Consider the following 24403-nt stretch of genomic DNA (forward strand, 5'->3'; position numbering starts at 1 on the left):
GGACCGATCGTCAGTACGCGGGCAGCGACGGGTCGATCTGCTTGATCCAGGAGAGCACGCCACCCTGCACGTGCACGGCGTCCTTGAACCCGGCCGCCTTGAGGGCGGCGAGTGCCTCCGCCGAGCGGACGCCGGACTTGCAGTGCAGCACGATCTGCCGGTCCTGCGGCAGCTTCGCGAGGGCCTCACCGGAGAGGATGTCGCCCTTGGGGATCAGGGTGGCGCCGGGGATCCGGACGATCTCGTACTCGGCCGGCTCACGCACGTCGACGAGGAAGATGTCCTTGCCTGCGTCCTGCCACTCCTTCAGCTCCAGCGCGGTGATGGTCGCGTCGAGCGTCGCCTCCTGGGCTTCCTCGGAGACCGCGCCGCAGAAGTCCTCGTAGTCTTCCAGCAGGTCGGTGACGGTGGGGTTCTCGCCGCAGAGCACGCAGTTCGGGTCCTTCCGAACCTTGATCTTGCGGTATTCCATCTCCAGGGCGTCGTAGACCATCAGGCGGCCGACCAGCGGCTCACCGATGCCGGTGAGGAGCTTGATCGCCTCGTTCACCTGGATCGAGCCGATCGACGCGCAGAGCACCCCCAGCACGCCGCCCTCGGCGCAGGAGGGAACCATGCCGGGCGGCGGCGGCTCCGGGTAGAGGCAGCGGTAGCAGGGGCCGTGTTCGGCCCAGAACACCGACGCCTGACCGTCGAAACGGTAGATCGAACCCCAGACGTACGGCTTGCCGAGCAGCACCGCCGCGTCGTTCACCATGTAGCGGGTGGCGAAGTTGTCGGTGCCGTCGACGATCAGGTCGTACTGGGCGAAGATCTCGCGGACGTTCTCCCGGTCCAGCGCGGTGTTGTGGATCTCCACGTTGACCAGGGGGTTGATCTCGCGGATCGACGCGGCGGCGGACTCGGCCTTGGACCGGCCGACGTCGGACACGCCGTGGATGACCTGGCGCTGGAGGTTGGACTCGTCGACGGTGTCGAAGTCGATGATGCCGAGCGTTCCGACCCCGGCCGCGGCGAGGTAGAGCAGGGCGGGCGACCCGAGGCCACCGGCGCCGACACAGAGCACCCGGGCGTTCTTCAGCCGCTTCTGCCCGGTCACCCCGACATCCGGGATGATCAAGTGACGTGAGTAGCGGCGGATCTCGTCTACGGTCAGCTCGGCGGCGGGCTCGACGAGCGGGGGCAACGACACGGTGGACTCCCCGGGATCGGCGGTGTGAACCGCGCCATTGTTGCTCGCGGGAGCCCCACTCGGCCATGACTGACGACACGTGGTCCGCTATGCGGGAGCGGGAATAACCGACGAGCCCGCCGATCAGGGGACGATGTCCCCCGCGTAGCGACGGCCGTCGAGGTAGGGCCAGGCGTTGGCGACGCAGCCTTCCAGGCCGTACGTCTGCTGTTGCATCACCGGAGCAGGCTCCCCCGGGCCGGGGCACGCCTCGTGGTCCTCGCCGAACTCGTGACCCACCTCGTGGTTGATGACGTAGGTCCGGTAGGTGTCCAGGGAAGCGCCGTAGTCGGGGACCGCCTCCATCCAGCGGGCCAGGTTGATGATGACCTGACCGGGCAGGCGACAGGAGGTGTAGCGCTCGGTGGTCAACCCGCCCTCCGCGCACATCCGCTCGGAGGTGACCGGGGTGGCCAGGTAGATGGTGAAGTCGGCGTCCTCCGGGTCGGCCACCCGTTGCACCCGCAGCTCATCGGAGGCGATCCAACTACGCGGGTCGGCCAGCACCTCGTCGACAGTCGCGGCGAAGACGTCGGGGTCCTGGCCGGCGTCGCGTTCGACGACGACCCGGTAACGGCGCAGCGGACCGTCCGTGCCGTGCACGGGAGTCTCGCCGTCGGCGGCGGTGAAGCGTCCCGCTCCGACCGACGGGTAGCTGGTGGGCGTCGGGTGCGCGGCCACCCCACCGCCGTGGCCCATTCCGCCCTGGGTGGCGGCCGGCGGCTCGGCGGCCGGCTCGCCGCCCCGGCTCACCGTCACGCCGATGCCCACGGTGAGCACGAGCAGGCCGAGCAGCATGCTGCGGCGACGCCGTCGGTGCATTCGGACGAACGTGGGACGCTCATCCCGCCGCGCCGAGCGGTGGTCGGGCGGCCGGGCCGGGCCGTAAGGGGACGACGGCGTCATACCGTCGAGCCTGCCAGATTATTCGGGCTTTTAACCGTTTTTATCGCTATTGCCGCAAGACGCCTGATGGGGACGGATATTGGCGAGTCGGGCTGATCGGCTCAGAGCGCCGGGCCGGCGTACCGACGCCCGTTGAGATACGGCCACGGGTTGGCCCGGCACCCGTTGAGGAAAAGCGTCTGCTGCATCATCACCGGCGCCGCCCGGCCCGCACCGGGGCAACGCTCGTGCCGATGCCCGAGCTGGTGGCCCACCTCGTGGTTGACCACGTACGTGCGGTAGACCGCCAACGGCACACCGGCCGAGACGTAGTGCGGCACCGACAACCGCCACCGATCCAGGTTGATGATCACCTTGCCCGGTGCCCGACAGGACGTGTACGGCTTACCGTTGATCCGGATGTCCACCGCACCCTGTGCGCACATCCGCCCCGCGGTACGGGCGGTGGCCAGGTAGACGGTGAAGTCACGAGGCGCAGCCCCGGGCACCTGCTGAAGCCGCAACCTGCCGCTGTCGACCCAACTGCCCGGCCCGGCCAGTGCCACCTGGACCGCATCGGCGAACTCGGCGGCGTCCTCGGCGCTGCCCGACTCCACAGCGACCCGGTACCGCCGCACCTCACCCGCCCGACCCAGCACCGGGCCGGAGCGCGCGTCGTAGCCGAACCTGCCCGTACCGGCGCTCGGAACCGGCCCGGGCAACCGCAACACCGGCGACGGACTGGGCGAAACCGCGTCGACGGGCGACGGGGCGGCCGACGGCGGCAGCGGCCCGGCCACCAGCGGCGCAGGCGTGCCCACCTCCTCCGCGGCCAGCCGCTCGTCACCGGGTTGCCCGCCGCGCCCTTCGGCGACCACCGTCGCCGCCGCACCCACGGCCACCGCCACCGCCACCAGTTGGGCGAGCAACGCGAAACGCCGTCGACGGCGCACAGGGTGGAGGGCTGAGCTGGGCATCCGGGTCAGCCTGCCAGATCAGAGCGCCCCACCGCGTCAGCCGTTTCGGCGAGCAGGCCGATCACCGCGCGGGCAACCAGCCGGGGAACCTCCAACTGCGCCACATGGCCGACACCGCCAAGCATCATCAATCGGCTGTCCGGAATGACCCGGGCGGTCTGCGGCGCCACCCGCACGTCGACCAGCCGGTCCTGCCGGCCGCCCACCACCAGGGTCGGTGCGCGTACCGCCGCGGCGAGGCGCCACAGCGACCCCGGCCCCGGCAGGTACGCCCGCAGGAAGCTGGAGACCAGCCCACGGAACGTCCGGACGTACGCGGCGGCGTAGTGCTCGGCCTCGTACCGCACCCGGATCTCCTCCAGCGCCTCGGCCCGACGCTGATCACAGATCCGACTGAGGTCGGCGACGCACGCCTCCAGCACCTGCTGGGCCATCACCTCCGGCGCGAGCTGGGTGAGGTGCCGGGCGACCAGCCTTTCACCACGCGGAATGGCGAGCACCGGCAGCATCCGCCCCTGCAACGAGCGCCGGAAGTCCAGGAACGGCAGCGCCGGGGAGATCAGGGTGAGGGTGCGGACCAGGTCCGGCCGGAGCCCGGCGACCTGGACCGCGACCGCGCCGCCGAGCGAGTTGCCGAACAGGTGCACCGGCCCCCTACCGGAGTGCTCGATCCAGCGGACCACCAGATCGGCGAAGGCCGGAATCGTGTAACGCGGGCCCGGCTCGCTCCGGCCGAAGCCGGGCAGATCGATGGCCTGACCGTCCAGTCGGTCGGCGAGCAGCCCGGCCAGGTCCGTCCAGTTCTGCGACGACCCGCCCAGCCCGTGCACGTACAGCGCCGGCTGTGCGCCAGCGGCGGTGGCCGGGGTGTCCCGCACGTACGTGACCCGGCCGTCGAGGCGGACTTCCCGGCCCGGCCACGGTGGCGGGACGCGGTCGTCGGGGAGCAGGTGGTCCGGCCAGAGGGTGGCGCGTCTCATTGCTCCAGTCTGCCCCGGACCACTCAGGACAGCAGCGCCTCCAACCGACGGTTGACCGCCGCCAACGTCGCCCGGACCACCGCCTGACGGGGATCACCGGCGACCAGGGCCGACCCGGCGAGCTGCTCGACCCAGCCCTCACAGACCAGCAACGCCACCACGGTGGCCACCTCGCAGTTGCCGAACGGCACCACCGCCGCGTGTTCGACGAAGCAGCGCCCCCGCTCGGCGTTGTCCGCGCCACGCAACAACTCGTCCACGGCGGCGGCCGCCGCCACCGCGCAGAGCCGCAGCACGTAGCCGTCCACCGCCGGCCCGGTGGCGTACCCGGAGGCGCTGTCGCCCCCGGCCAGCAGCCGGACCTCGACGTTCGCGTCCAGGCCGAAGGTGCTGACCTGCACGTGGTCGATCACCACCCGAGGCCCTGGGACGCCGCCGGTCTCCAGCGGCCGGGACGGCGCGGACTCCGTCGTGGTCACCTGACCACCGGAGTACGACGTGCCGAGCGTCGCCGGGCTACCGGTCGCCGCGCCGGCCGGCGCGGCGGAGACCGATCCGGGTTCTTCCACCGTCGCCCGGCCCCGATGCGGAGCGTTCGACCGCCGCCGACGCGTCGGGTCCGTGCTGGTCCGCTGTTCCGGGCCGGCCTCGGGTCGGCCACCGCTCGGGCGGGCGGCCGTCGGCGACGTGGCCGCCCGAACCTCGCCGGCGTTCTGAGTTTCCGGGGTACGCCGCTCAGCCGGTCGGGGTTCGGCAGCGCGGCGGCGCACCGGCGGAGGCGGCGTGCTGGGCAGGCCGGGCACGTTCTGCGGGGCCGCGGCCAACCCCATCCGCTCCTGGAGAAGCCGGGCCACCTGCCGGCTCACCTCGGCCGGGTCGGCGCCGTCGGCCAGGTCCAGTCGCAGGCTGTGCGCCCCGGCCGGGGTACGGCGCAGGGCCGCGTCGCGGACACCTGCCACCTCCCGGACGGCGTCCAGGATGGCGTTGACGTCGAACCCCTCGGGGCGCTCCCGCAGCGGGGCTGGCTCGTCGTCCCGACGCAGGTGGGTGGCGATGCGGGCGAGTTCCGGGGTTTCGGCGGGGGGCTCCACGGCTGGCGGCTCCGGCACGACGGGCACGTCCGGTTCCGCGGGGACGCGCTGCGGCAGCACCACCGCGCTCGGGGCCGACTGCCGGCCGTCGTCGGCCGGCGACGTCGGGTCCGGGGCGGATCGGCGCGCCGCGTACGGAGAGACGGACGACGGTGCGGGCTGACCGGGACGGCCGGAACCCTCCGTGGCGGCGGGCGGGACCGCTGCGGCGGCGGACGGTGTGACGTCCTTCGAGGGCAGGTCGCTGGCGGGCGCGGCCGGCTGGGGCGACTCGACGGACGACGGACCGGGCTCGGGTGTCGCCGGCCGGAGCCGGAACGGGGCGGTCGGCCGGGTCTCGGCGGGCCGTGACCGGCCGGGCGGCTCACCGCCGTCGCCCGCGCCGGTGCTGGCCGATCGACTGGCCGGCCAGGACGGGCGTTCGACAGGGGTCGCGGGAAGCCGACCCTCGGACCAGTCCGGCCGCTCGGCCCGGGAACTGCTCGCCGCAGACGATCCGCCGGTCCAGGACGGGCGCTCTGACACCAGCGACGGGCCGGCCGGGGCCGGTGGCGCGTCGGCCAGCGTGGGAGGTGGTCCGGCCGGTGCCGGCGGCGGTCCGGCCGGCGCGTCGACCGGTACCGAGGGGTCGGCCGGTGACGGGCTGGCGGCCCAGGAGGGCCGCGTGGGCGGTGAGCTGGCCGGTGCCGGATCGGAACCCCCGGCCCAGGACGGCCGCGTCGACGGTGCGCTGGTCGCGGGCGGTGGGGACCCGCCGGCCCAGGACGGTCGTACCGGAGGCACGCTGGTCGCCGCCTCGGACCCGCCGGCCCAGGACGGCCGCACCGGCGGCGGACCGGGTGGGGTCGGATCGGACGCCGCCCAGGAGGGCCGCGCGGGCGGCGCGCTGGTGGGGTCGGGGTCGCCCCCACCCGCCCAGGACGGCGGGTCGGCCCGAGGTCTGCCGGTCGCCCCGGACGCCGCCCAGGACGGCCGGTCGGCGGGCGGACCGCTGGTTGGCGTCGCACCGCCACCAGCCCAGGACGGCCGGTCGGCGGGTGGCGCGCTCGTCGGTTCGGCGGGAGGCTCCGGCGCGGACTCGGACTCGCCCCGGCCGGGTTCGTAGCCACGGGCCGGATCGGCGCGCACCGGCTCGTACGGGCGGGGCACCTCGGCACGCACCGGCTCGTACGGCTGGTTGGGCTCGGCGACCCAACCCGGCGCCGACTCGTCCCGGGCTGCCGGCTCGTCGTCCTGCCGGGACCAGGGCGGGGCCCATCCCCCACCCCAACTCGGACGGTTCCAGCTCGGCCCCGACCAGTCGGGCTCGATGGCCGACGACTCCCCGGCCCGGTGGGTGTCCCCGGGACGGTGGACGTCCCCGGCCCGGTGCGGGTCGGCCGGCCGGGAACCCTCGGCAGCGCGACCGGGCTCGGCGTCGTCGGCCTGCCCGGCCGGGCCCGGGGTGCGTCCCGAACTCGCCGCGTGGTCCGGTGCGAGCGGGTCCCGCCAGTCGCGTGGCGCGCTCGGGCTGTCGTCGGCGGCCAGCCGCTCGGCACTCGGAGCGTGGAAGCCGGGCGGCACCTCGAAACCCGACGCCGCGGTGCCGACGGGCGGCACCTGGACGGCAGGTGGGGCCGAGGTGGGCAAACCGGGTTCGGCCCAGCGGGCCCGGTGTGCGGCGGCCGGATCGACGGTGGGCTGCGGGGCGGGGCCGGGGTCGGGCTCGGCGACACCCTGCTCCGCCGACGGCGCGGGACGCTGGGCGGGCACCACGAGCCGGTCGCTGGCCGCCCCGGGGCGATTCTCGGCGGGCAGCCCGGGTGGGGCGCTCACCGGCGTTTGGCGTCCCGCCGGCGGTTCGAGACCGGGGCGGTGGATGCCGTTGACATCGTCCGGGGGATGCACGCCGTTGACGCGGTGGCCGTTGGCGCGGGCCGGCGGCTCCGGGTCGTCCGGTCGTCCGACCAGCGGCGATGGCAGGTCACCGTGTCGCGCCGAGGCGGCCCGCCAGCCGGACGCGGGGTCGGGCTGCCAGCGCGGCGCCTCATCCCGGGCGTCCTCGCGGTCGGCGGCTCGGGGCCACCCTCCCGCCGGTGGCGCCCACCCGCTGACGGAACGGCCCGGGTCGTCGTGCTGACCCGCTCCGTCACCGTGCTCTCCCGGGGTGGCGGCTCCGGGTTGCCCTGTTTCACTCACCGCGCGCTCCTTGGTCGCCCCCGCTGAGGCTACCGTGTGCCGAGAGTGGCGATAAGTTACAGCGGCGGGCCATTTCCACAACGGAGGTCACGGGCCTCGCCCGGTCTGGGGGGAAAATGCCGGCTCGTACGGAGAACTCGGAGGATCCCATGACCGCTGCGGGGAACGGTGCACAGACCGCCGGCCGGCCAACCCGCCTGCCCCGCTCCGCGCGTCGTAAGCAGCTTCTCGCTGCGGCGCAGGAGGTGTTCGTCGCGCAGGGCTACCACGCCGCCGCGATGGACGACATCGCCGAGCGGGCCGGGGTCTCGAAGCCGGTGCTCTACCAACACTTTCCCGGAAAGATGGATCTCTACCTGGCGCTGCTCGACACGCACTGTGACGCCATCGTCGCTCAGGTGCAGGATGCGATGCGCGGCACCAGCGACAACAAGGAGCGGGTCAGCGCGTCGGTGCGGGCGTACTTCGACTTCGTCGACCACGAGAGCGAGGCGTTCCGGCTCGTCTTCGAGTCGGATCTGCGTAACGACCCGGCGGTGCGGCAGCGGGTGGAGCGGGTCGAGCAGGGCTGCATCGCGGCGATCACCGACACCATCATCTCCGACACCGGGGTGAGCCGGGCACACGCCGAGTTGCTCGCCTCCGGGCTGGTCGGGGCCGCCGAGACGGCCGCGCAGTTCTGGCTGGCCGGCGGGCGGCAGGTGCCGAAGGCCGAGGCCGAGGCGTTGGTGGCTGCGCTGTCGTGGCGGGGCATCGCGAGCTTCCCGCTGCAAGGTGAGTCAGCCTGACCGTCGACCCCGTGATCGGATAGCCTTCGCAGGGCGGTTCTTTCGCCCCAGTTGAGGAGGCACAGTGGAGGTCAAGATCGGCGTGCAGTACGCGCCGCGCGAGCTGGTTCTGGACAGCGCGCAGTCGCCGGCCGAGATCGAGCAGATCGTGACCGACGCCTTCGCCGGCAACGGCGGCACGCTCTCCCTGACCGACGAGAAGGGCCGGCGGGTCATCGTTCCCGTCGAGAAGGTCGCCTACGTCGAGATCGCCGAGGCGTCGCCCCGGGCGGTCGGTTTCACCGTCCGCTGACCGGTCCGGCCTTAGCGGCAGGTCGGCGCCCGGCCCACCTGCCGCAGGCCGGCACCGACTCCGACCAGCCGATGCTCAGGCGTGCGCCGAGCAGTCGACCGGTCAGTTGTTCAGCCCCGCGGCGGTCATCCGTGCGGTGTGCGCGGCGGTGAGCCTGCCGAACAGCCCCGGCACGTCGACCCGGCCGTCCCGCGCGATCAGCGCGGTGAGCGTGGCCCGCTCGGCGGCGACCCGGCCGGCCTGGGACAACGCCTCTCCGACCAGCCGCCGGGCCCACATCGAGAGTCGGCCAGCCACCCGGGGGTCGTCGGCGACGGCCATCCGGATCTCCGCCGCGGCGAAGTCCGCGTACCGGAAGTCGTGCAGGACGTCCAGCACCAACGCCCGGTCCGGTTCCGCCAGCGCGTCGGCGATCTCGCGGACGAAGTCGTCGGTGATCGCGTCACCGACGTACGCCTTGGTGACCACTTCCGCCCAGTCCCGCGGCTCGGTCGAGTCGTGGTACGCCTGCACCGGCTCGACATAGGGTGCCATCGCGTCCTCCGGCGGTACGCCCAGTTCGCTGAGCCGGTCGGCGAGGCGTCGGTAGTTGGCGATCTCGGCCGCGGCCATCTCGTTCAGCGCGGCCCGGCGGCGCAGGTCGGGAGCGAGGCGGGCGTCGCCGGCCATCCGCTCGAAGGCCAGCAGCTCGCCGAAGGCGACGAGACCCAGAAGATCGACGACGGCGGAGGCGGACACGAGCGGCAGGTTACCGGGTGCGCGCCCGCAATCCAGGGCACGCGTTGTGACGTAGATCACATTTGCTTGCCCCGCGTGGCGGATGGCCGCCCGGGAATCGGGACGCAGGCTTGCCTGTTCAGGTAGCATAGAGCAGTTGCCGTGGGCGCCGATCTGATCGAAGCTCAGCCTGCGGCGCGCGTGCGGCCCGGTCCAGCTCGGCAATCTGCCGCCGACCGTGTGGCCCGCGTCATACCGAACGCGCCCTGAGGACAGGACGGGCGCACCCACGAGAGGGCACCCCCACATCCACATGAGCGACCTGACTCAAGATTTGCTGGACGGCCAGGAACTGGCCCCCACCGCCCCGGTCCGACCGGAGGCCCCCACGTTCGCCGCACTCGGCGCCCGCGCCGAGACCGTCGAGGCGCTGGCCTCGGCTGGCATCACCCGCGCCTTCGCCATCCAGGAGTACGCGATCCCGATCGCGCTGCGCGGCGTCGACCTCATCGGTCAGGCACCCACCGGCACCGGCAAGACCCTCGGCTTCGGCGTCCCACTGCTGGAGCGCGTCTTCGCGCCGAGTGAGGGCGGCGATGGCGTCCCCCAGGCACTTGTCGTCGTCCCGACCCGCGAGCTGGGCATCCAGGTGGCCAAGGACCTGGCCGCCGCTGGCCGGACGCGCGGCGTCCGGGTGCTGCCGATCTACGGTGGCGTGGCGTACGAGCCGCAGATCGACGCGCTGCGCAAGGGTGTCGAGATTCTGGTCGGCACGCCCGGGCGACTGATGGACCTGCAGAAGCAGAAGCACCTCCGGTTGGACCGGGTGCGCGCGCTCGTCCTCGACGAGGCTGACCGGATGCTCGACCTGGGCTTCCTCGACGACGTCGAGAAGATCCTGGCGATGCTTCCGGAAGACCGGCAGACGATGCTCTTCTCGGCCACCATGCCGGACCCGATTGTCACCCTGTCGCGGCGTTTCCTGCGTCAGCCGATGACGATCCACGCCGGGCACACCGCCGAGACCGGCCCATCGCCGCAGACCCAGCAGCTGGTCTACCGCACCCACTCGATGAACAAGGTCGAGGTGGTGGCGCGCATCCTCCAGGCGGAGGGGCGTGGGTTGACCATGATCTTCACGCGCACCAAGCGGGCCGCCGACCGGGTTGCCGAGGACCTCGACTTCCGTGGGTTCGCGGTCGCCGCGGTCCACGGTGACCTCGGCCAGGGTGCCCGCGAGCGGGCCCTGCGGGCCTTCCGGGCCGGCAAGATCGACATCCTGGTCGCCACCGACGTGGCGGCCCGCGGGCTGGACGTCACCGGCGTCACCCACGTCATCAACTACGACTGCCCGGAAGACCAGGACACCTACACCCACCGGATCGGTCGTACCGGCCGGGCCGGCGCGACGGGTGTCGCGGTGACCTTCGTCGACTGGGACGACATGCCGCGCTGGCGGATCATCGACAAGACCCTCGGCCTGGAGATGCCGGAGCCACCGGAGACGTACCACACGTCGCCGCATCTCTACACCGACCTGCACATCTCCACCGAGGTCAGCGGCACCCTGCCCACGGCCGAGCGCACCCGGGCCGGGCTGTCCGCCGAGATCGAAGAGGACCTGGGTGGGACGACCCGCTCCCGCCGGGGCGACAGCGGCGGCCGAGGCTCCCGACGCGGTGAGAGCCGTGGTGAGGGTCGCGGCGAACGTCGTGGTCGGGGCGATGGTCGCCGCGACCGCTCCGACGCCGGCACGCCGGCCGCCGCCGACGCACCCGCTGCCGATGCCGCCGAGGAAGGCACCCGTACCCCCCGCCGCCGGCGTCGCCGCCGCGCCGGCGAGGTGGTCGCGGGCGAGACCACCGCGGTGATCTCCGCCGACGCCGGCCCCGCCGAGCCGACCGCCGCGTCCGACGGCGAGCCGTCGAAGCCGCGCCGCCGCCGACGCCGCCGTGGTAGCGGTTCCGGTGCGGGTACGCCGGCCGAGGCGACCGCCGACTGACGACCAGCCACACCTGACATCCCCCGCACCGCCTCGCGCGGCGTGGGGGATGTTCCCGTCTCCCACCCCGCCTGCTGAAGATGGAACGATGCCGCAACCACTGGACGCCGCCCTGACCGAGGTTCGGGCGCTGCTGCTCGACCCCGCGCTGACCCGGGCGGTCGCCGCCGGACGCCGCCGCGGACGTCGCCCCACCGTCGAGCGGGCCGAACTGCGGCCGGTGACGCTGAAGGCCGGGCCCCGGATCCAGATCACCACGTCCGACGGCGCTCGCCCGTACACCCGCAACATCGCCGCCGGTTCGGAGGCCGCCGCGGCGGTCGACGAACTGCTGGCCGAGCCGTTCGGCAACTGGCACGTCGAGACGGCCGACGCGACGCTCCAGCTGCGGGTGACCAAGTCCGGCGAAGCGCAGGTGCACCGGGCCGCGACGTCCCGCCCGGCGGCGACGCCGGCCGGAAACGACCGGACGAAGGAGTACCTCCTCGACCCCGGTGACCCCATCTTCGCCGAGATCGGCGGCTCGGCGGCCAAGCGCCGTCAGGTGGACGCGTTCCTGCGAGCCCTGGCCGCGACCCTGCCCGACGACCTGACCGGTCCGCTACGGGTGGTCGATCTGGGCTGCGGCAACGCCTACCTGACGTTCGCCGCGTACCGCTACCTGACGAGTCGCGGGCTCGACGTCCAGCTGGTCGGCGTGGACGTCCGCGAGGACCAGCGGCGGCGCAACACCGAGTTGGCGCAGCGGCTCGGCTGGGCCGACCAGGTCAGCTTCGTGGCCGGGACGATCGCCGACGCCGTCGTCGACCCCACCCCCGACCTGGTGCTGGCACTGCACGCCTGCGACACCGCCACCGACGAGGCGCTGGCCCGCGCGGTGCGCTGGGAGGCCCGTTGGGTGCTGGCCGCGCCGTGCTGCCACCACGATCTGGCGAAGCAGCTGCGCGCCCACCCCGCCCCGGCCCCGTACGAGCTGCTGACCCGGCAGGGCATCCTGCGCGAGCGATTCGCCGACGTGCTCACCGACGCCCTGCGCGCCGGACTGCTGCGGCTGCACGGGTACCGGGCCGAGGTGGTGGAGTTCGTGGACTCGCAGCACACGCCCCGCAACCTGCTGATCCGCGCGCGCCGTACCGGTGCCGGGGCGACCGGGGCGCAGCGCGCGGAGTACCGCGAGCTGGTGGACCAGTGGCAGGTCACGCCCCGACTGGAGACCCTGTTGGCCGCCGACGAGGCGTCCGGCTCCTAGCGCCGGCCAGGCCCGGCTGGCTAACGCCGACGGTCCCGGCCACCGTTGCGCTCGCCGGCACCACGGTCGTGGACCGACACCCGGTCGGCGCCGGGCCGATGGGCGGCCCGCTCCCCGTCGCCCGGTGCGATCGGGAACGGTACGACCTTGCCGCCGGCCTCGGCGTTGCCGGCTGCCGCGAAGGCGTTCCAGGAGATGTCCACCAGCAGCTTCTTCACCTCGGCGTGCCGGACGGCGGCGTTGTGTTGCAACGCCATCCGGGCACCGAGCAGGACCGCGACCAGCGTGGTGGTGATGGTGCCGGTGGCGGCCAGCACCTGCAGACCGGTAGCGGAGTCGGTGCGGAGCACCAGGACCAGCAACCAGATCCAGAACGCGGCCGCGAAGACGCCGGCCTTGGCGACGAAGAACAGGCTCACCGCACCAGGCTGGTACGGCTGGGGGCGACTCGGTTCGGCCATGGTGCTCCTCGGCGGTGGTCCAGTCGGACGCGGCTGGCAGAGAGCCCTGTCGGGACGGGGACCGAGCTTAATCGAAGAACGATGATGATCGCCGGATGCAATTTTCGTTCTGCACACACATTTGCAGAGAAAAGTCTCATCCACGGGACAGTTTGTGCGGTCAGTCAATTGTTTCCGGCTGTGGGCGTACTACCCTCGGAAGGCGCATCGTCCCGGTGCTCCGGTGGGAGGGGAAGACACACAGGGATGGGATCAGCCGAGGTATCACCGCAGATGGCCTTCGCCCGCTTCGTCCGGCGCGCTATCGATGACGCTCGTGACGAACGCGGCTGGACCGTGACTGATCTTGCCTCGCACACGGGCGTGGGGCGCTCCACAGTGTTCCGCTGGCTGGCCGGTGACTGGCAGGACTATCCCGAGTTGGCCAAGGTGCGCGGATTCTGCGCCGCCCTGGATCTGCCGGTCGCCGCCGCGTTCCGCGCACTCGGGCTGCCGGACGCCGGCCCCGCACCCCGCCGACGCCACGACGACGGCCCGGTCGAGGCCGACGTCCGGGCCATCCTCGACCGGCTGGCCGACCCGACGGTCCCCGCCGAGGAGAAGCACCACATCCGCGACCTGCTCCGCTACCTGGCCCGCCGCCCCATCCGCCGAGCCGGCTAACCCACACCGCCCCAGCGCTCACCCCGGCCCTCCAGCGCCGTTGATCATGAAGTTATTGCCACGACACGCCGCGCCGGGAGGCAATAACTTCATGATCAACACCGAGAGCGCCGGGGGGCGGTTAGGGGTGGTTAGGGGGTGGTTAGGGGGTGGTTAGGGTGAATTCGGCGGTTTGGACCTTGGCGTTCACCTGGAAGTCGAGGTAGAGGCGGTAGCGGCCCGGGCCGGGAACGGTCAGCCAGAACTTGATCTGACCGTCCACCAGCTCGGTCTCCGGGTGCACGTGCAGATAGCCGAGATCACCCTCGCGCAACGCCACCAGGTGCCCGTACGCCCCGAGGTATCGCTGCAGCGCGGCGGCACCACCGGCACCGTCGACCCGGAAGGTCAGCGGCACTGTCGTCCCGGGCTGCGGGGTGCCCTGGAAGCCCACGGTGAAGTCGTCCACCGTCGTCGAGGTGGCCGGCTCCGGCAGTGGACGGGGTCGGTAGTCGCCGGGCGCGACCAGGTCCGTGCCGAGGGTCACCGCGGTCTGCGTGCCGTCGTCGGCAACGACGGTGAAGTCGGCGTACGCGCGCCAGACCCCGGGCTGCGGGAGGGTCAACGGCACCGACCAGGTGCCGTCCGCCGCCATCGTCGGGTGCAGGTGCTGGTAACCGGTCAGATCCCGCCGGACGACGATGAGGTGCATCGGCTTGTCGTGCACGATGGCGAACCGGGTGACCGGCCGGCGCTGCGCGTCGTGCACCTGGAAGCGCAGTTGACCGGCGCGGCCCGCCGCGAACTCGGTGCCCAGGGGCGCCAGGGTGAGCCCGGCCGAGCCGACTGCCAGACCACCCGCCTCGATGGCCGCGCCCTGATCGGCGGCTGTGGCGGAGCCGTGGTTGTGCGGCGCGACGCCCGGCGGATCGGTGTGCTCGGCCGCCAGCGAAGGGCTGCCGGTGGCGGCGCCGGTTGCGTTGAGCCGGCCGAGGCCGAAACCGAGCAGCACCGCGAGCACCAGCCCGCCAACCACCAGCGCCAGCCGGAGAGTGCTCCGGTCCGGCCCGGCGGGAACCTCGTCGACGACCGGAGCCGCAGCCGCCTGGTCCGGGACCGGCACCGCGGAGAGCTGTTCAGGCACCGCCAGCGCCCAGCGGGTGGCCGGCGGTCACGTCAATGACGGCGTCGACGCCGCGGGTGACGGGCTGCTGGTCGGTCATGCTGCCCACGTTACCGCCGCCGCCGGCAGGTCCAGGCCGACGCCCGGACGGCGTGGCGACTGTCGCATTCACCGGCACCCGGGAACTTTCCGCCGACCGAGCGGAGCTGCACCATCGACCCCGCGGCACCGCCTGGCCGTCACCGGTAACGGCAGCAGCGGCAGCGGCAGCGGCAGCGGGGTCAGCCGGCCACGGCGAGGGCGAGCGGGAGCACGTCGGTCGCACCGGCCCGGCGCAGCGCACGGGCCACCAGCGTCATCGTCCAACCCGAGTCGATCAGGTCGTCGACGAGCAGCACCGGGCCGTCCAGCCCGGCCAGCGCGTCGGCCAGGTCGGTGGGCACGGTGAAGGTGTCGTGCAGCGCGCGTACCCGTTGGGCGCTGTTGCCGCGCGGCCCGGACGGGCCGCTGGGGCCTGCCGTGGTGACCTCGCCGAGCAGCGGCAGCCGGCCAACGGTGGCGATCCGTTCGGCGAGTGAGCCGAGCAGCCGGGGCCGCCGTCGGGAACCGACGGCCACCACCGCCACCGGCCGGCGGGGCCACGGGTCGTCGCCGTGCGCCCACGCCTTCAGCACCTCCACGACCGCGCCGGCGACGTCGTCGGGCACCGGCGTGTCCGGTGCGTCCGGGCCGACGAGCTCACGCAGCCGACCACCCCAGCCCAGGTCGGAGAGGCGCCCGACGGCCCGGCCCGGCAGCGCCTGCTCGGCGGGGGCGATCCGGCCCTTGAGGGGTACGCCGACCGCGTCGAGCCCGGTCGGCCACAGCTTCTTCGGGGCGATCTCCACACCGGGGCGGCCCAGGAAGGTCTGCGCGGCGGCGAGCGCGGCCGTCGACACGTCGGCGGCGAAGAGGGGGTCGGCGCACCTGTCGCACCGGCCGCAGTCGGCCGCCCCGGTGTCGTCCAGGCGTTCCCGTAGATACCGCATCCGGCAGTCGGACGTGGTCGCGTACTCCCGCATGGCCTGTTGCTCGACGGTGCGTGCCTCGGCGACGCGGCGCAACCGGGCCTCGTCGTAGACCCACGGCTCGCCGGTGGCGAGCCAACCACCGCGCACCCGGCGGACCGCGCCGTCCACGTCGAGCACCTTGAGCATCAGCTCCAGCCGGGCCCGGCGCAGGTCGACGAGGGGTTCGAGGGCCTGGGTGGAGAGCGGACGGTCGGTGTGCAGGGCGGCCAGCACGGCGCGGACCTGCTGCTCCGGCGGGAACGCCAGGGAGGCGAAGTAGCGCCAGATGGCGGCGTCCTCGACGCCGGGCAGCAGCAGCACCTCGGCGTGCTCGACGGCGCGGCCGGCGCGGCCGACCTGCTGGTAGTACGCGATGGGCGAGGGTGGTGCGCCGAGGTGGACGACGAAGCCCAGGTCGGGCTTGTCGAAGCCCATGCCCAGGGCACTGGTGGCGACCAACGCCTTGATCTTGTTGTCGAGCAGGTCCTGTTCGGCGGCCCGCCGGTCGGCGTCGTCGGACTGCCCGCTGTAGGAGGCGACCGGGTAGCCCCGCGAGCGCAGGAACTCGGCGGTCTCCCCCGCTGCCGCCACGGTCAGCGTGTAGATGATGCCCGAGCCGGGGAGCTGGTCCAGGTGGTCGGCGAGCCAGGCCAGCCGGTGTGCGGGGCTGGGCAGGTCGAGCACCCCGAGGCGCAGCGACTCGCGGTCCAGCGTGCCGCGCAGGATGAGGGCGTCGCCCAACTGCTCGGCCACGTCCTGGGTGACCCGGGCGTTGGCGGTGGCGGTGGTCGCCAGCACGGGGGTGCGCTCGGGCAACTCGGCGAGGAACGTCCGCAGCCGCCGGTAGTCGGGCCGGAAGTCGTGCCCCCAGTCGGAGACGCAGTGCGCCTCGTCGACCACCAGCAGACCGGTGGTGGCGGCCAACTTCGGCAGGACGCTGTCGCGGAAGTCCGGGTTGTTGAGCCGTTCCGGGCTGATCAGCAGCACGTCCACCGCGCCGGTCTGGATCTCGGCGGTGATCTCGTCCCACTCGTCGAGGTTCGCCGAGTTGATCGTGCGGGCCCGGATGCCGGCCCGAGCAGCCGCCTCGACCTGGTTACGCATCAGCGCGAGCAGCGGCGAGACGATGACCGTCGGCCCGGCCTGGTCGCCGTGCTCGCGGTCCCGGAGCAGGGCGGTGGCCACGAAGTAGACAGCGGACTTGCCCCAGCCGGTCCGCTGGACGCACAGCACCCGTCGCCGGTCGACGACCAGCGCCTCGATGGCGCGCCACTGATCCTCGCGCAGCCGGGCGTGGTCACCGGCCAGCCGGCGCAGCACCGCCTCGGCCCGGTCCCGTACGCCTGCCCGCTCTGCTGTCTCCACCCGGCATTTCTACCAGCGCCGTCCGTCATCCCCCTGTTGATCAAGAGGTTTGCGTCATTCCCGTGCCGGATCCTGACGCATCTCCCTTGATCAACAGGGGTGGGGCCCGGTCAGCGACCGAGGACCGAGCCGCCGTTCACGCCCAGGACCTGACCCGTGACGAAACCGGCCGTCGGGCTGGCGAGATAGCGGACCGCTTCGGCGATGTCGTCCGGCAGCCCGGCCCGCCCGACCAGGGTCGCCGCCACCCGCTTCGCGTGCCCCTCGGCGGTCATCCGGTCACCGAAGAACTCGGTCTCGGCGACGTAGCCGGGGCTGACCACGTTGACGGTGATCTGCTCCGGACCGAGCTGCGCCGCCAGGTCGTACGCCCAGCCGTGCAGAGCCGCCTTCGCCGCCGAGTACGGCCCACCGCCGCCCCGCTGTGCGGAGATCGAGCTGATGAGGATCACCCGCCCGCCGGGTCGACGCAGAGCCGGGCGCAGCGCCTCGGTCAGCAGCACCGCGGTGAGCACGTTGGCGTCCAGGTTCGCCCGCCAGTACGCGGCCGTCCCGGCCAACGTGTCGGTGTCCCCGCTCAGGTAGCCGCCGGCATTGTTGACCACCACGTCGACCGGCCGGTCACCGACCGCTCCGAGTACCCGGTCGAGTTGCTCCGGGTCGGTCAGGTCCGCGGTGACGGCGGTGACAGCGTCCGGACGACCGCAGTCCGCGGCGATCCGCGCGGCGGCATCCGCCACCACGTCGCCCCGCCGCCCGACGATCAACACGTCGTACCCGTCCCGGGCGAGCGCTGCCGCCACAGCCGCTCCGATCCCGGTCCCGCCCCCACTGACAACCGCAACCCGCGAGTCCATCTCCGCTACCTCCCCATCCACAGAACCCCGTCGATCATGAAGTTAGCGACCTCCGACGCGGCGTGTCGCGACAATAACCTCATGATCGACGGGGTGGGGGTTAGGGGCGGGCGGGGTGGGGGTTAGGGGCGGGGGCGGAGGGCGCGGGTCAGGTGGGACAGGCGGGGGGCCAGGCTGGTTATGCCGCCGGGGAAGAAGTAGACGGCCAAGATGAATACCGTGCCTAGGACGAACAGGGGCTGGCTCAGTGGGCGGCTCAGGACCGCCGGCAGGTTGTCGACCGCGTCGCTGGTTCCGAACGCGGTGAGCCGGTGGTCCAGGTACATGTAGAGGACACCGCCGAGCACCGGCCCCCACCGGGTGCCCGGCCCGCCGAGCACCACCATCACCAGCAGCGACAGGGTCAGCTCGGACGACGTGATGTGCGGCGACGCGCCGCCGACGATCAGGACGTAGACCACCCCGCCCGCCGACGCCAACCCGCCGGCCAGGGTGAACGCCACCAGCTTGTAGCGGTACGGATCCAGCCCGAGCACGCCGATCCGCCGCTCGTCGTCGCGCAGCCCGGCGAGCACCCGCCCGGTCGGCGACCCGCTCACCCGGTGCACCACGAAAACCACGAGCGTCAGGTACGCCAGTGCCAGCCAGTAGAGGTTGACCGTGTTGGTCACCCCCACCAGCCCGGCGGGCAACCCGGACACGTCCAGCGGCAGGCCTTCCTCGCCGCCGGTCAGCCCACCGAAGTCGCGGGCCACCAGGATCGCCCCGACCTGGGCGAACGCGAGGGTGACCATGGCGAACGCGATGCCCACGGTCCGCAGCGCCACCGCGCCGAGCAGCGCGGCGAGGATGGTACCGCCGGTGATCGTCAGCAGCGCCGCCTGCCACAGCGGCAGCCCGGCCCGGGTGACCAGGATGTCGGTGCCGTAGACGCCGGCCGCGAAGTAGAGCGCGTGCCCGAACGAGAGCATCCCGGTGCGGCCGAAGAGCAGGTCGTACCCAGCCGCCAAGCCGCCGAAGATCAGGCAGATGGCGAGCAGTTGCAGGGTGCCCGGCGAGTTGACCGGCCCTTCGAAGATCCCGGGCAGGGAGATCGTCGAGTACGGCAGGATGGCCAGCACCACCAGCGCTACCAGCGGCAGGAACGGCCGGACCCGGTGCCACCGCCCCCGTTGCGGACTCAGTTCGTCGGGCACCTGCGCCCGAGGCGCGTCGATCACCGTCATGCCGTTGCCACCTTTCCGGCGATGCCCTGGGGGCGGAGCAGCAGCACGACGGCCAGCAGCCCGACCACGCAGATGTCGCCCAGCCCGGACGTGCCGTAGTAGTTGACGAACTGCTGCACCAGCCCGACCACGACCGCCGCGTACGCGGAACCGACCACCGAGCCCATCCCGCCGATCACCACCACGATGAACGCGAAGATCAGCAGTGAGCCGCCCTGTCCGGGCGAGACGGTGCCGAAGTAGACCCCGCCGAGCGCGCCGGCGAGCGCGGCCGCCGCCCCACCGATCGCGAAGACCAGGGTGAACGCCTTGCGGACGTCGATGCCGAGCGCGGTCACCATCTCCCGGTTCTCCACCCCGGCCCGGATCACCAGGCCGTACCGGGTCCAGCGCAGGAACGCCAGGATCGCGCCGAGCACCAGCACCGCCGCGATGATCAGCAGCAGGCCGCCGTTGGGCACCTGCGCGCCGAGGATCCCGGTCACCTGCCGGGTCCAGTCCGGACGTGGGAACGGCCGGGCGTCGGCACCCCAGGTGGCCTGCAACAACGCCACCCCGGCCAGGGACAGGCCGACGGTGACCAGCACCTGCTCGATGGTGCGGGAGTACAACGGGCGGATCAGCACCAGCTCGACCAGGATCGCCACCAGCGTGCCGGCGGCCACTCCGAAGGCGACAGCGAACACGAAGCCGAACCCGTCCGGGCCGGCGCCCGGCAGGTTGCCCGCCGCCCACCAGGTGCCGTACGCGCCCACACCGAGGAACAGCCCGTGCGCGAAGTTCAGCACGTCGGCCAGGCCGAAGACCAGGGACAGACCGGAGGCGACCAGGAAGTACAGCGCCGCCAGGCCCAGCCCGGTCAACGTCAACAGGATCACGGTCCCCATCAGAGCTGGTCCTTCCTCGCGACTGCGGGGCTCGCAAGCTCACTCCTCGCGCTCGGCGCGGACACCTCCGCCGAGCCGACACCGAGCAGCGACTTCGTCAACGCGGTCTCCAACAGCAGCTCATGGGCGTCGCCGGTCCAGGCGACCTTGCCGGCGGCCAACACCACCGCGGCGCGGGCCAGTCGACGGACCACTGCCAGGTTCTGCTCGACGAGCAGCACCGGCACCGACTCCGCGACCCGTTCCAACACCTCGGCCACCTCGGTCACCACCTTCGGGGCCAACCCCTTGGTCGGCTCGTCGACGAGCAGCAGCCGGTTGTCGTTGAGCAGCACCCGGCCGATGGCGAGCATCTGCTGCTGCCCGCCGGAGAGCGAACCGGCCCGTTGCCGTCCGCGCCGGTCCAGCTCCGGGAAGAGCGCGAAAACCTTGTCGTACGCCGGGGTGGTGCCACGCCGCTCGGCGAGCCGCAGGTTCTCGGCCACGGTGAGGCCGGCGAACACGCAGCGGTCCTCGGGCACGTAGCCGAGCCCACCGCGGACCAGCCGGTGCGTGGGGCGGGCCAGCAGGCTCTGCGCACCCATCCGGATGGTGCCGCGCACCTCCCCGGCGGGTGGGGTGAGACCGACGATCGCGCGCAGCGTGGTGGTCTTGCCGACGCCGTTGCGGCCGAGCAGGACTGTCACGCCGGTCGGGGCGACGGTGAAGGACACCCCCTGGAGGATGTGCAGCCCGGAGATCCGGACCGACAGGTCCTCCACACTGAGAATCGGTTCCATCATTAGAGCGACTCCCCCAGGTAGGCCTCTTGCACTGTGGGGTTGGCCATCACCGTCTCCGGGGTGTCGCAGGCCAGCAGCGCGCCGTGGTGCATGACGGCGATGCGGTCGGCCAACTCCAGGATGACGTCCATGTGGTGCTCGACCATCAGCACCGCCCGGCCGCCGTCGCCAGTCAACGACTTGATGACGGCGACCAGCTCGGGCACGTCCTCTGCGCTGACCCCGGCCATCGGCTCGTCCAGCAACATCACCCGCGGTTCACCGGCGAGCAGCAGGGCGATCTCCAACTTGCGCTTCTCACCGTGGGCCAGGGTGCCGGCGAGGGCCGTACCCCGGTGGGCGAGGCCGACCCGGTCGAGCGCCGCGTCGGCGGCGGCGGCGACCTCCCGGTCGGCCGCCGCCCGCCGCCACAGTGCCATCGAACCCCCGCGGTGCGCCTGCACGGCGAGCCGGACGTTCTCCCGCACGCTCAGCGAGCCGAAGACCGAGGACGCCTGGAAGGTACGGCCCAGACCGAGGCGGGCCCGCCGGTGCGGCGCGAGCGCGCCGATGTCCTGCCCGTCCAGGGTGATCCGGCCCTCCGTGGCCCGACGCAGGCCGGTGATCAAGTTGAACAGTGAGGTCTTGCCGGCGCCGTTCGGCCCGATCACGCCCAGGAACTCCCCGGGCGCCAGGTCGAGGTAGACGCTGTCGACGATGGCGACCTCACCGATCCGCCAGGTCAGACCGCGGGTGGCGAGCATGGGTCAGCCCTTCATCGCCACGGCCGGCGGCGCCGACTCGTCACCGGTGAGGCTCTTCTGCGCGGTCGCCGTGAAGTCGGTGCCGCTGCCGGTGAGCTTGGCCTGGAACATCGGCTGGAGCAGGGCGTGGTCGGCGGCGCGGATGGTCATCTTGCCCTTGACCCCGTCGAAGCTCCAGCCCTCCAGCGCGGTGACCATCTTGTCGACGTCGTCCCCGCCCTCCTGCGCCGCGCGGACCACCATCTGGGCGGCGGCGAAGCCGTCCGGGTGGAACAGGTCGATGGTGTTCACCTTGGCCTTGAGCGCCTTGCTGGCCTCGGTGTCGCTGGCGCCGTCGAAGTAGTGCGACAGGAAGGAGATCTTCGCGCCGGCGGCGCCGAAGGTCGGCCAGGAGGCGCGGATGTCCAGGCCGGTGACGACGGTGGTGGACGAGAGCACGCCCTGCTGGTCGAGGGTCTGCCACATGGCCGGGGCGGTGGTGCCGGCCCAGGCGACGAAGAGCAGGTCCGGCTTGGCCGCCTTGATCTGGCTGGCGAACGGGGTGAACTCGGTGGCGCTGGCCGGGGCCCGGACGCTGCTCACGGTGGCACCGGCGCTACCGATGACGGCCTTGACGGCGGCCTCGTTGGCGTCGCCGAACGCGCCGTCCTGGGCGAAGACCACCACCTTCTTGCCGGTCGGGTCGCCGATGAACGACTTGGCGGTCACCACGTCCTGGTAGGACTGCCGGCCGGAGCGGAACGTGTACTTGTTCGCGCCGGTCACGGCGTCGGTGGCGGCCGGGCCGGAGATGAACAGGACCTTGTTCTGCGCCGCGATCGGCGCGACCTGGAGCGCCACGCCGGAAGCGGTGGAACCGGCGATGATCTTCGTGCCCTTACCGATCAGGTCCTTCGCCGCGGAGACCGCCTTGGCCGGGTCGCCCGCGTCGTCCACCTCGGTCAGCTCGATCTTCCGGTCACCGACCTTGCCGGTGCCGTCGGTGGCGAAGTCCAGCCCCGCCTTGAACCCCTCGATGTACTGCTTTCCGTAGCTGGCCAGGGCACCCGACTGGGAGTACACCAGGCCGACCTTGACCGGCGCGGCACTGTCGCCGCCGCCGGTGGCGGTGTCCTGCGGGCTACCACAGGCCGTGGCGGCCAACGCCGCGGCCATCATCGTGGCGGCGGAGAGGAACACCCGCCGCGTCGTCCGGACCGTCATTGCGACTCCACATGAGGACTCGGAGGGAGAGAACTTCTTTGTGACGGCTCACGCTAGAAGTGACGTCACCCACGAGCTATGTGGCGGAAACACACAAGTAACAGGAATGAGGTGGCCGAGGGTTACAACGGCCCGCACTACCAGCCGGCAGTCCACGTTCTCGATGGCCCGAACCTCCACGGACCACCCGAGCCGTGTGTCGCCCCGCGCCATTCGCCCCATTCGGCCGCCGCCGGGCCCGTCGTGGTCCGCGCCGGGCGGGCAGCGTCGGCGGGGGCAGGTGAATCTCCGGAATGCCCGTTCCCGCTCCAGAGCGGTGGGCGGACAGGAAGATTGTCTGGTGCGCCGGTTTCTCCGCAACCCCGTGCGGCTGGTGCCGTTCGCGTTCCTGGTGCCGATCCTGTTCGGGACCGGGTTGCTCATGGCCCGCTGGGCAACCGTCGAGCACCAGCACGCACCAGTGGTCACCGCGCTCTTCACCGCCACCTCGGCCGTGTCGGTCACCGGTATGGCGATCACCGACACGCCGAACTACTGGTCCGGCTGGGGACTGGTGGTGATCACCCTGCTCACCCAGCTCGGCGGCCTCGGCATCCTCACCGTCGCGGCGCTGGTCATCCTGGTGGTCTCCCGTCAGCTCGGGCTGCGCAACCGGCTGCTGGTGCAGGCCGAGACGGCGGAGTTCGGCATCGCCGAGGTGGGCCGGTTGCTCCGCCGGATCGCGCTGACCGTCTTCGCCTGCGAGGCGGTGATGACCGTGCTGGTCACCGGTCGGCTCTGGCTGGCCTACGACTACTCGTTCGGGCAGGCCCTCTGGTCGGGTGTCTTCCACGCCGTGCAGGCGTTCAACAACGGTGGCTTCGCGCTCTACACCGACGGCCTGCTGGCCTTCAGCCGTGACCCGTGGGTGTCGCTGCCCCTGGCGCTCGGGGCGATCGTCGGCGGGCTCGGGTTTCCCGCGCTGTTCGAGGCGGTCCGCGAGTGGCGGCAGCCGACGCGCTGGGCGGTGGCGACGAAGTTGACCATCTGGGGCAGCGTGGTGCTGCTGCTGGTCGGCTTCATGGGTCTGCTCGCCGCCGAGTGGACCAACACGGACACGATCGGCCAGTACGACGTACCGGGCAAGATCCTCGCGTCGTTCTCCCAGATCGCACTGAGTCGCACCGGTGGCTTCAGCGTCCTGGACATCGCCGCCCTCCAGGAGGAGAGCTACCCCCTGCTGATCGTGTTGATGTTCATCGGCGGCGGCAGCGCCAGCACGGCCGGAGGCATCAAGGTCTCCACGTTCTTCCTGCTCGCGTTCACCATCTGGGCGGAACTGCGGGGGGAGCCCGACGTGACGATCGGGCACCGGCGGGTGGCCACCGCAAGCCAACGGCAGGCGGTCACGGTGGCGCTGCTCAGCGTCGCGTTGGTGACGGCCGGAACCATGCTGTTGCTGCTGCTCACCGAGGGCACCCGCTTCGTCTCGGCCCTGTTCGAGATCACCTCGGCGTTCAGCACCACCGGCCTGACCACCGGTCTGGCGGCCGACCTGCCGACCGGCGGCCAACTGGTGCTGACCGTACTGATGTTCATCGGCCGGGTCGGGACGCTCACCCTGGGGTCGGCGATCGCCCTGAACACCCGACGCCGGCTCTACCGCTATCCACAGGAGCAACCAATTGTCGGCTAG

Annotated in this window: 21 protein-coding genes; 6 read left to right on the forward strand and 15 right to left on the reverse strand. The window is 72.4% G+C overall.

Features of this window, described 5'->3' with window-relative positions; all coding sequences use genetic code 11:
* Positions 1 to 10: 10 nt before the first annotated feature.
* From moeZ to QSK15_RS32635, 5 genes are all read right to left on the reverse strand, one after another.
* Positions 11 to 1192 carry an adenylyltransferase/sulfurtransferase MoeZ gene (moeZ, locus tag QSK15_RS26465; protein ID WP_285796819.1) on the reverse strand — a complete coding sequence of 394 codons (1182 nt, stop codon included), beginning with the start codon at positions 1190 to 1192 and terminating at the stop codon, positions 11 to 13.
* A 123-nt stretch (positions 1193 to 1315) separates the two neighbouring features.
* Entirely contained in the window at positions 1316 to 2053 is a 738-nt protein-coding gene (locus tag QSK15_RS26470; protein ID WP_352232223.1) for a DUF3152 domain-containing protein, read from the reverse strand.
* A 185-nt stretch (positions 2054 to 2238) separates the two neighbouring features.
* Entirely contained in the window at positions 2239 to 3093 is an 855-nt protein-coding gene (locus tag QSK15_RS26475) for a DUF3152 domain-containing protein (RefSeq protein ID WP_285796821.1), read from the reverse strand.
* A gap of 5 nt (positions 3094 to 3098) precedes the next feature.
* Positions 3099 to 4073, reverse strand: coding sequence for an alpha/beta fold hydrolase (locus tag QSK15_RS26480; protein WP_285796822.1), 975 nt, complete (start codon positions 4071 to 4073; stop codon positions 3099 to 3101).
* A gap of 23 nt (positions 4074 to 4096) precedes the next feature.
* Entirely contained in the window at positions 4097 to 6292 is a 2196-nt protein-coding gene (locus QSK15_RS32635; protein WP_502889657.1) for a hypothetical protein, read from the reverse strand.
* Between the two features lie 1199 nt (positions 6293 to 7491).
* Between QSK15_RS32635 and QSK15_RS26490 the strand changes: the two genes are divergently transcribed.
* Complete coding sequence (locus QSK15_RS26490) at positions 7492 to 8130, forward strand: TetR/AcrR family transcriptional regulator (protein ID WP_030489514.1); 639 nt, start codon at positions 7492 to 7494, stop codon at positions 8128 to 8130.
* 64 nt (positions 8131 to 8194) lie between these two features.
* On the forward strand, positions 8195 to 8422 hold the full coding sequence (locus tag QSK15_RS26495) for a DUF3107 domain-containing protein (RefSeq protein ID WP_030329796.1): 228 nt from the start codon (positions 8195 to 8197) through the stop codon (positions 8420 to 8422).
* Positions 8423 to 8524: 102 nt separating this feature from the next.
* Here QSK15_RS26495 and QSK15_RS26500 read toward each other — a convergent pair whose 3' ends face one another.
* Complete coding sequence (locus QSK15_RS26500; RefSeq protein WP_285796823.1) at positions 8525 to 9160, reverse strand: ferritin-like fold-containing protein; 636 nt, start codon at positions 9158 to 9160, stop codon at positions 8525 to 8527.
* Positions 9161 to 9452: 292 nt separating this feature from the next.
* Here QSK15_RS26500 and QSK15_RS26505 point away from each other — a divergent pair, with 292 nt between their 5' ends.
* Positions 9453 to 11141, forward strand: coding sequence for a DEAD/DEAH box helicase (locus tag QSK15_RS26505; protein ID WP_285796824.1), 1689 nt, complete (start codon positions 9453 to 9455; stop codon positions 11139 to 11141).
* Positions 11142 to 11229: 88 nt separating this feature from the next.
* Positions 11230 to 12390 (forward strand): class I SAM-dependent methyltransferase, encoded by a 1161-nt coding sequence (locus QSK15_RS26510; protein WP_285796825.1) that lies wholly within the window; start codon positions 11230 to 11232, stop codon positions 12388 to 12390.
* Positions 12391 to 12410: 20 nt separating this feature from the next.
* On the opposite strand, the gene QSK15_RS26515 is transcribed toward QSK15_RS26510, so the two are convergent.
* Positions 12411 to 12851 (reverse strand): hypothetical protein, encoded by a 441-nt coding sequence (locus QSK15_RS26515; protein WP_285796826.1) that lies wholly within the window; start codon positions 12849 to 12851, stop codon positions 12411 to 12413.
* Between the two features lie 246 nt (positions 12852 to 13097).
* Here QSK15_RS26515 and QSK15_RS26520 point away from each other — a divergent pair, with 246 nt between their 5' ends.
* Positions 13098 to 13514 carry a helix-turn-helix domain-containing protein gene (locus tag QSK15_RS26520; protein WP_030329791.1) on the forward strand — a complete coding sequence of 139 codons (417 nt, stop codon included), beginning with the start codon at positions 13098 to 13100 and terminating at the stop codon, positions 13512 to 13514.
* A gap of 142 nt (positions 13515 to 13656) precedes the next feature.
* Here the strand turns inward: QSK15_RS26520 and QSK15_RS26525 are convergent, their stop codons facing one another.
* The 8 genes from QSK15_RS26525 to QSK15_RS26560 form a co-directional block, all read right to left on the reverse strand.
* Positions 13657 to 14637, reverse strand: coding sequence for a DUF8832 domain-containing protein (locus tag QSK15_RS26525; protein ID WP_502889652.1), 981 nt, complete (start codon positions 14635 to 14637; stop codon positions 13657 to 13659).
* 260 nt (positions 14638 to 14897) lie between these two features.
* Entirely contained in the window at positions 14898 to 17030 is a 2133-nt protein-coding gene (locus QSK15_RS26530; protein ID WP_285796827.1) for a RecQ family ATP-dependent DNA helicase, read from the reverse strand.
* 110 nt (positions 17031 to 17140) lie between these two features.
* The gene (locus tag QSK15_RS26535) at positions 17141 to 17887 is read right to left on the reverse strand and encodes an SDR family NAD(P)-dependent oxidoreductase (protein WP_285796828.1); all 747 of its coding nucleotides are present in this window, start codon (positions 17885 to 17887) and stop codon (positions 17141 to 17143) included.
* Between the two features lie 122 nt (positions 17888 to 18009).
* Positions 18010 to 19113: a branched-chain amino acid ABC transporter permease gene (locus QSK15_RS26540; protein WP_285796829.1), complete on the reverse strand. Its 1104-nt coding sequence runs from the start codon at positions 19111 to 19113 to the stop codon at positions 18010 to 18012.
* Positions 19110 to 20000 carry a branched-chain amino acid ABC transporter permease gene (locus QSK15_RS26545; protein ID WP_210859659.1) on the reverse strand — a complete coding sequence of 297 codons (891 nt, stop codon included), beginning with the start codon at positions 19998 to 20000 and terminating at the stop codon, positions 19110 to 19112. The genes QSK15_RS26540 and QSK15_RS26545 overlap by 4 nt, the downstream gene beginning before the upstream one ends.
* The gene (locus QSK15_RS26550) at positions 20000 to 20782 is read right to left on the reverse strand and encodes an ABC transporter ATP-binding protein (protein WP_285796830.1); all 783 of its coding nucleotides are present in this window, start codon (positions 20780 to 20782) and stop codon (positions 20000 to 20002) included. The genes QSK15_RS26545 and QSK15_RS26550 overlap by 1 nt, the downstream gene beginning before the upstream one ends.
* Positions 20782 to 21525: an ABC transporter ATP-binding protein gene (locus tag QSK15_RS26555; RefSeq protein WP_124770928.1), complete on the reverse strand. Its 744-nt coding sequence runs from the start codon at positions 21523 to 21525 to the stop codon at positions 20782 to 20784. The genes QSK15_RS26550 and QSK15_RS26555 overlap by 1 nt, the downstream gene beginning before the upstream one ends.
* A 3-nt stretch (positions 21526 to 21528) precedes the next feature.
* Positions 21529 to 22728, reverse strand: a complete 1200-nt coding sequence (locus QSK15_RS26560) for a substrate-binding domain-containing protein (RefSeq protein ID WP_285796831.1) — start codon at positions 22726 to 22728, stop codon at positions 21529 to 21531.
* Positions 22729 to 23068: 340 nt separating this feature from the next.
* On the opposite strand from QSK15_RS26560, the gene QSK15_RS26565 reads away from it, so the two are divergent.
* Positions 23069 to 24403: a TrkH family potassium uptake protein gene (locus tag QSK15_RS26565; protein ID WP_285796832.1), complete on the forward strand. Its 1335-nt coding sequence runs from the start codon at positions 23069 to 23071 to the stop codon at positions 24401 to 24403.

It is taken from the genome of Micromonospora sp. NBRC 107095, from assembly GCF_030269705.1.
Lineage (GTDB): Bacteria > Actinomycetota > Actinomycetes > Mycobacteriales > Micromonosporaceae > Micromonospora > Micromonospora parva.

Coding starts and splice junctions, on each gene's coding strand:
- QSK15_RS26470 (WP_352232223.1), bottom strand. CDS start 2,053: ATGCACCGACGGCGTCGCCGCAGCATGCTGCTCGGCCTGCTCGTGCTC.
- QSK15_RS26475 (WP_285796821.1), bottom strand. CDS start 3,093: ATGCCCAGCTCAGCCCTCCACCCTGTGCGCCGTCGACGGCGTTTCGCG.
- QSK15_RS26480 (WP_285796822.1), bottom strand. CDS start 4,073: ATGAGACGCGCCACCCTCTGGCCGGACCACCTGCTCCCCGACGACCGC.
- QSK15_RS26490 (WP_030489514.1), top strand. CDS start 7,492: ATGACCGCTGCGGGGAACGGTGCACAGACCGCCGGCCGGCCAACCCGC.
- QSK15_RS26505 (WP_285796824.1), top strand. CDS start 9,453: ATGAGCGACCTGACTCAAGATTTGCTGGACGGCCAGGAACTGGCCCCC.
- QSK15_RS26510 (WP_285796825.1), top strand. CDS start 11,230: ATGCCGCAACCACTGGACGCCGCCCTGACCGAGGTTCGGGCGCTGCTG.
- QSK15_RS26515 (WP_285796826.1), bottom strand. CDS start 12,851: ATGGCCGAACCGAGTCGCCCCCAGCCGTACCAGCCTGGTGCGGTGAGC.
- QSK15_RS26520 (WP_030329791.1), top strand. CDS start 13,098: ATGGGATCAGCCGAGGTATCACCGCAGATGGCCTTCGCCCGCTTCGTC.
- QSK15_RS26535 (WP_285796828.1), bottom strand. CDS start 17,887: ATGGACTCGCGGGTTGCGGTTGTCAGTGGGGGCGGGACCGGGATCGGA.
- QSK15_RS26540 (WP_285796829.1), bottom strand. CDS start 19,113: ATGACGGTGATCGACGCGCCTCGGGCGCAGGTGCCCGACGAACTGAGT.
- QSK15_RS26545 (WP_210859659.1), bottom strand. CDS start 20,000: ATGGGGACCGTGATCCTGTTGACGTTGACCGGGCTGGGCCTGGCGGCG.
- QSK15_RS26550 (WP_285796830.1), bottom strand. CDS start 20,782: ATGATGGAACCGATTCTCAGTGTGGAGGACCTGTCGGTCCGGATCTCC.
- QSK15_RS26555 (WP_124770928.1), bottom strand. CDS start 21,525: ATGCTCGCCACCCGCGGTCTGACCTGGCGGATCGGTGAGGTCGCCATC.
- QSK15_RS26560 (WP_285796831.1), bottom strand. CDS start 22,728: ATGACGGTCCGGACGACGCGGCGGGTGTTCCTCTCCGCCGCCACGATG.